This window comes from Rhodoferax sp. (genome assembly GCF_023701345.1).
Lineage (GTDB): Bacteria > Pseudomonadota > Gammaproteobacteria > Burkholderiales > Burkholderiaceae_C > Rhodoferax.
This window is the reverse complement of sequence record NZ_JAMPXE010000161.1, coordinates 1-6,426: the sequence shown is the minus strand read 5'-3', so window position 1 is coordinate 6,426 and position 6,426 is coordinate 1. Positions and strand designations below refer to the sequence as shown.

Below are 6,426 nucleotides of genomic sequence, written 5' to 3'. Positions count from 1 at the left end.
GGGTTTATCTGGTGGAAGACCACCAAATCATGCGCGATGGTCTGCGTGCCCTGCTGGAAGCACGTGGTCACACGGTGGTTGGCGAGTCGGCTGACCCGACCCAGGCATTGTCCGACCTGTTGCGTTTGCGTCCCGAAGTGTTGCTGCTTGACCTGAATCTGGGGGGGCGCTCCGGGCTGGAGTTGCAGGCCGAGTTGCAGCACCGGCGGCTGCCAGTTCGCAGCGTGGTGTTGACCATGTCGGCGCAACCTCATCAGGTGGCTGAAGCGCTGCAACTGGGTGCCAGTGCCTATGTTCTCAAGGGTTCCCCGGCAAGCGAGCTCATGCAAGCCATTGAGCTTGCCGTGCAAGGCAGAAAATACCTTGGCGCCAACGTGGCCGATCTCGCGCTGGAGGCGCTCACGCAGCCAGACGCCGATCCCTTGAGCTTGCTGTCACCGCGTGAGCGGCAAATCATTTTGATGGTGGTGCAAGGACAGTCCAGTTCGGCCATTGGCGTCACGCTTCATTTGTCACCCAAAACTGTGGCTACCTACCGCAGCCGGTTGATGAAAAAACTCGGCGTCACCGACGTGCCTGGCCTGGTGCGACTGGCTGTGCGCCATAGGCTGATCGATGTGGAAGAACCGGTCCTGAGTCATTAAACTTTTTTGGTATTGGGTGCGCGTTGTCAACATGTGCTGGCGCGCGCTGTCCAACTCTCCCTACAGACGATTGGTCAGGGGCGACCTAAAGTTGTTGCAAGGGATCGCTGTGGCGCCCGTTGGGTGGAGCCTTTTGCCACGGATACAGAGAAAGGTTTTCCATGATGAACGTTCAGGCACTGCCCACAACTGCACTCTGGCAACCCAGTCCCATTCCCGATCCCAGTCACCATGTGACGAAGTTCGGGGTTGACGAGCACTGGACCACGCTGCATGAGGTCCAGGATTTGCTGCGCTACGAAGGCCGTTTGCACGAGGGCGCCGGCGTTGAACTGTTCCAGCGCCGGCGCCTGAAAGCCGGGCAGTCTGCCCTGGTGATGGGGCAAGCGTTCGAGGGGCTGTATGTGGTGCGGCTGGGCACCCTCAAGTCCCTGATCACCAATGTCGATGGGGGGGTGCATGTGCTGGGCTTTCCGATGAAAGGCAATTTGCTTGGCTTCGATGGCATTTACCAGAACGTCTACATGAGCGAAGTGGTGGCCCTGACCGACTGCGACCTGATCCGCCTACCGGCCGTTGACTTGTTCACTCCTGAAAACAACAATCAGCTGGAGCACATGGCCTATTGGGCCAGCAGCCGCGAGATCATCCAGGAGCAGGAGGCTTATTCCCTGACCCGTTCAGTCAAATCAGAGGCCCGGGTGGCGCGATTTCTCCACACGATGTCCCAGCGTTTTGAAGACATGGGCTGGTCGCCCAATCGCTTCATCCTGCCGATGACGAGGCGCGACATCGGCCATCACCTGAGTGTCACGGTGGAGACGGTGAGCCGCGCATTTTCGGCTTTGGTGCAGCAGGGCATTATCGAAGTGGAATTCCGTGAAATCAGGATCATCGCGCGCGACGCGCTGTGCCATTTTGAGAGGTAAGTGACCGACCTGCCGCGCCGGGCCTTGTGGCCACGGCCGAAGACGTGACGTTGATGAAGGGGAATGCCGTCAAACCCTCACAAGTAGTTGTCAAAATGCCTTGAGAGACCGTGTGATTTATTGAACATCGCTTATTTGTTGCGCTTACAATTTTGCGACAACTCATAATGCGAAATGATTAACCCATCACAGGGATTGCTTGAGTGAACAATGACAACACCTTGGCTGCTGCCAGTGCAGCTTTTCCCATTGTTGGCATCGGTGCGTCAGCAGGCGGGCTGACGGCGCTGGAGCAATTTTTATCGCATGTGCCGCCCCAGTCCGGGCTGGCCATTGTGGTGGTGCAACACCGGGACCCGAAGAGCCAGGGCATGCTGGTGGAGTTGCTGCAGCGCCATACGCCGATGCCGGTGCAACAGGCGGCCGACCAGATGACCGTCGAACCCGACCACGTCTATGTGATTCCTCCTGGCCGGGACCTGTCCCTGATGCATGGTGTGCTGCATCTGTTTGAGCCGACCGAAGCGCGTGGCTTGCGCCAGCCGATTGATTTTTTCTTCAAGTCACTTGCCGATGACCGGCAGCACAACAGCATTGGTGTCATTCTGTCGGGCATGGGCTCGGATGGCACGTTGGGCCTGCGTGCGATTCGGCAGGCCGGCGGTGCCTCTTTTGCGCAGACGCCGGCCTCGGCCCAATTTGACAGCATGCCGCGTAGTTCGATAGACGCCGATGTGGTGGACGCCGTGGCGCCGGCCGATGAACTGCCGGCCAAGGTCATCGGTTTTGTCAAACGCATCCGGCTCGTGGGCGACATCCAGGCCCAGGTCGCAGCCGAATTTCAGCGCACTGCGGCTGGTTTCCTTGACAAGATACTGGTCTTGTTGCGCACCCATACCGGCCACGATTTTTCAGCATATAAAAAAAACACCATCATGCGGCGTGTCGAGCGACGCATGGGCCTGCACCTGTTGCCCCGTATTGACGACTACCTGCGCTATGTGCGTGAAAACCCCAAAGAGATTGAGTTGCTGCTGGGTGAGTTGCTCATCGGGGTCACCAGTTTTTTCCGAGATTCAGTGGTGTGGGAAGAGATCAAGCGCGAGGTATTCCCGGCGCTGCAGGGCAATCATCCGGACGGTGCCTTGCTGCGTGCCTGGATTCCCGGCTGTTCGACCGGTGAAGAGGCTTACTCATTGGCCATGTTGTTCAGGGAATCAATGGATGCGGGCGGCACGGCACACCGTTATAAATTGCTTGTTTTTGCTTCGGATCTGGACGCGGATGCCATCAGCCGTGCGCGTGCCGGTGTCTATCCCGAGAGCATTGCCGCCGACGTCTCGCCAGAGCGTTTGAAGCGTTTTTTTGTGCCTGAGGCTGCGGGTTACCGCGTCAGCAGCGAAATTCGCGAAATGGTGATTTTTGCCGAGCAAAACGTCATCGCCGACCCGCCGTTCACCCGGATCGATTTTTTAAGTTGCCGCAATCTGCTGATTTACCTGGAGGCCGGCCTGCAGGAAAAACTGTTGCAGTTGTTCCATTACAGCTTGGTGCCTGGTGGTTTTTTGCTGCTCGGCAATTCCGAGTCAGTGGCACCGGCGAGTGCCCTGTTTTCAGGTTTGCCTGGCCGCTCACGCATTTACCGCCGGCTGGACGTGCCAACACCCGCATTGCCCTCGGGCATGCCGAGCGCATTCAGCCAAACCGGTTTGCGTTCGTCAGCGCCCGTCCCGCATGCCGCAAATGCAGCAGCCATGACGCCAGATCTTCAAGTGCTGGTGGAACAATTGGTACTGGCGAACTATGCGCCGGCGGCACTGCTCGTGAGCGCCAAGGGCGAGATGCTGTATTTCAGCGGAAAAACCGGGAAATACCTGGAGCCTGCTGCCGGCAAACCCAACCTGAACCTGATTGCCATGGCCCGCGAGGGGCTTAGGCAGGCTCTGAGTGAAGCGTTTTATCGGGCCGTTCGCGAAAGCAAGGTCACGACGCTCAAGCGGGTCAGAATTGACAATACCAGGCCGGCCAAATATGTGGATGTGGTGGTGCAGCCACTGAACGAGCCCGCGGCCTTGAACGGCACCGCGCTGATTGTGTTTCGTGAAGTGGACGGCCCCAGCACGCGCCGGCCACGCATGGCAACCGCCACCAACGCGGGCGAGGCCCAGCGCATCGCGGCCGCATTGCAGGAGCTGCAGCACGCCCGCGAAGACGCCCGTTCCACCCGCGAGGAAATGCAGACCTCGCAGGAGGAACTCAAGTCGGCCAACGAAGAGCTGCAGTCGACCAACGAGGAGCTACAGTCCACCAACGAGGAGCTGACCACCTCCAAGGAAGAAATGCAATCGATGAACGAAGAGTTGCAGACCATCAACAATGAGTTGCGACTCAAAGTGGCCGAGGTATCGCGTGCCAGCAATGACATGCGCAATTTGCTCGACAGTACCGAGATTGCGATCCTGTTTCTGGATGACAGCCTGCACGTGCGGCGCTTCACACCCTCGACCACCAGAATTTTCAAGCTGATTCCCGGTGATGCCGGTCGCAGCATCACCGACATCGTGTGTGATTTGAGCTACCCCAGCCTGTTAGCCGACGCGCAGGAGGTATTGCGCACCCTGGTGTTTCGGGAAATTGATGTGCAGGCCACAGACGCGCGCTGGTTCAAGGTGCGCCTCATGCCGTACCGCACCCACGACAACCGGATCGACGGCCTGGTAATCACCTTTGCCGACATCAGTACCAGCAAAACACTGGAGATGGCGTTGCGCCAGGCGCAAGCCAATTTGCAGGTGTTGACGGCGGGGCAGGAAAGTAGTCATGGTGTACCGTAAAAATCCACCCGGTTTTGAAGTCTTGCGCCAATTGGCGACGGCGCGGCTGTCCGGACACCCCGGCGAGCTGGCTGCGGCGGCGCTGGACCTGCAGCAAGTCCGGCATTTGCTGGAAGAGCTGGAAATTCACCAGATCGAGTTGGAGTTGCAAAATGAGCACCTCAACACAGCCCGGGCGCAACTGGAGCAGGCGCTCAACCAAAGTAGCGAGCTCTACGACTTTGCACCGGTGGGAAATGTGCTGATCAATGTGGATGGCAACATCACCAAGCTGAACCTGGCAGCAGCCCAGTTGCTCGCCTCCGAGCGCGCGCAGCTGGTCGGCAGCCGGCTCGCCATATATGTGGCCGCGGCCCAGCGCGCCCAATTCAATACCATACTGGCGCATGCCCGTGATGAGCAGGAAACGCAGGCCGCCGAGTTCGCTTTGCAGATCGATGGCCTGGAGCCGCTGCCAGTGCAGGTCAAGGTGGTCTGGATCGGTCCGAAAGTCGGCTGGCTGATTGCGCTGGTCGATGTGTCCGAGTCGCGGCACATGGAAGAACAACTGCGTGCCAGTGAGGAACGCCTGACGCTGGCGCTAAAGGCGGTTGGGGACGCGGTGTGGGACTGGCAGGTCAACAGCGGCGAGGTGCTGATTTCTGAGGGTTATGCGCAGCTGATCGGGACTTCCACGGCGGTGTTGAGCATGCAGTGTTCAGATTTGATGGACTATGTGCTGTCGGATGACAGGGAACAACTGCTGCTGCAGATGCAGGATTGCATCGTCGGAAAGAGAGACAGTTATCGTATTGAACACCGCCTGCAAAGCAGCAATGGCAGCGTCAAATGGGTTCTTGCGCGCGGCGCCGTGGTGCTTCGGTCGGCCGTTGGCACGGCTTTGCGCGTGGTTGGCACCCTGGTTGATATTTCGCAGAGAAAGCAGATCGAAGCTGATTTGGTCACGGCGGCGCAGTTTCAGCGCGCGATTTTTGACTCCATCTCGGCGCAGATCGCCGTGCTGGATCAGGACGGCATGGTTCTGTACACCAATGCGGCGTGGCGTAGCTATATGTCAAAGCTTGGTTTCGAGGAATCGGTTGGTCAAAACTACCTGAAGGTGCTGTCACATTTTTTTGCGGTCGACTCACCAACGGTGGCCGTTGTGGCAGCTGGCATGGCAGCCATCACCGCGGGTGAAGCAGCCAGTTTTCATGCACCGGAACCCATCTGCTGCGTGTGCGGCCGGTGGTGGTTTACTGTCAAGGTCACGTCGGTCCAGGACCCCTCGCACCGCATGGTGGTGACGCATGAGGATGTGAGCGTGCTCAAACGCGCAGAATTGGCCAGTCAGACCCTGGCCAACGTCGACAACTTGACTGACGCCATGAGTCGCCAGCATTTCATGAGTCTTGCCGATCAGGAGCTGGTGCGCTCCAGGCGTTATCAGTTGCCACTGGTGGTGCTGATGCTGGATCTGGACCACTTTAAAAACGTCAACGACAACTATGGTCATCCAACTGGGGATGTGGTGCTGAAGAGGTTTGTACAAACGGTCAAGGGTGTGTTGCGTGAGTCGGACCTGATCGGTCGTATTGGTGGCGAGGAATTTGCCGTGCTGCTGCCCAACACCACACAAGAGGGGGGCTGCGCACTGGCGAACCGCATCATTGATGCAGTGCGCGCCAACCCTGTGGTGTTCGAGAAGCAAACTGTTGCCTACACGGTGAGTATCGGCGCCAGTTACCTGACGCAACAGTCGTCTTTCGGTGAGATGTTGGCTGAAAGTGATGCGGCGTTGTACCGCGCCAAAAAAGGCGGTCGCGACCGGCTTGAAGTGTGCTGGAACGACGCAGCCCCGCGCCCGGACGATTCGACGCGCACGCTGAGCGACTGAAGCTCTAATCCGGGCTGATTGAGCTAATCGGGCAGCAGCCGGATCAAGCGCCCCCGTGCCTGGTCGGTCAGCACGTACAGCAGGCCGTCAGGCCCCTGGCGCACATCACGGATACGCTCGCCGAGGCTGGCGAGCAGTTGGTG

The 6,426-nt window shown here is 58.7% G+C and carries 5 protein-coding genes; 4 read left to right on the top strand and 1 reads right to left on the bottom strand.

The genetic code is table 11. From position 1 onward, the window contains the following. The 4 genes from NDI87_RS15845 to NDI87_RS15830 form a co-directional block, all read left to right on the top strand. The coding region (locus NDI87_RS15845; RefSeq protein ID WP_296276440.1) for a response regulator transcription factor at positions 1–644 on the top strand (644 nt) is incomplete at its 5' end. A 161-nt stretch (positions 645–805) separates the two neighbouring features. Beyond that, on the top strand, positions 806–1,573 hold the full coding sequence (locus NDI87_RS15840; protein WP_296276439.1) for a Crp/Fnr family transcriptional regulator: 768 nt from the start codon (positions 806–808) through the stop codon (positions 1,571–1,573). A gap of 203 nt (positions 1,574–1,776) precedes the next feature. After that, positions 1,777–4,407: a chemotaxis protein CheB gene (locus NDI87_RS15835; protein WP_296276438.1), complete on the top strand. Its 2,631-nt coding sequence runs from the start codon at positions 1,777–1,779 to the stop codon at positions 4,405–4,407. After that, positions 4,394–6,283 (top strand): sensor domain-containing diguanylate cyclase, encoded by a 1,890-nt coding sequence (locus NDI87_RS15830; protein ID WP_296276437.1) that lies wholly within the window; start codon positions 4,394–4,396, stop codon positions 6,281–6,283. Before NDI87_RS15835 ends, NDI87_RS15830 begins: the two co-directional genes overlap by 14 nt. Before the next feature lie 23 nt (positions 6,284–6,306). On the opposite strand, the gene NDI87_RS15825 is transcribed toward NDI87_RS15830, so the two are convergent. Continuing rightward, positions 6,307–6,426 (bottom strand): PQQ-dependent sugar dehydrogenase (locus NDI87_RS15825; RefSeq protein ID WP_296276441.1); only part of this gene is annotated, 120 nt, incomplete at its 5' end.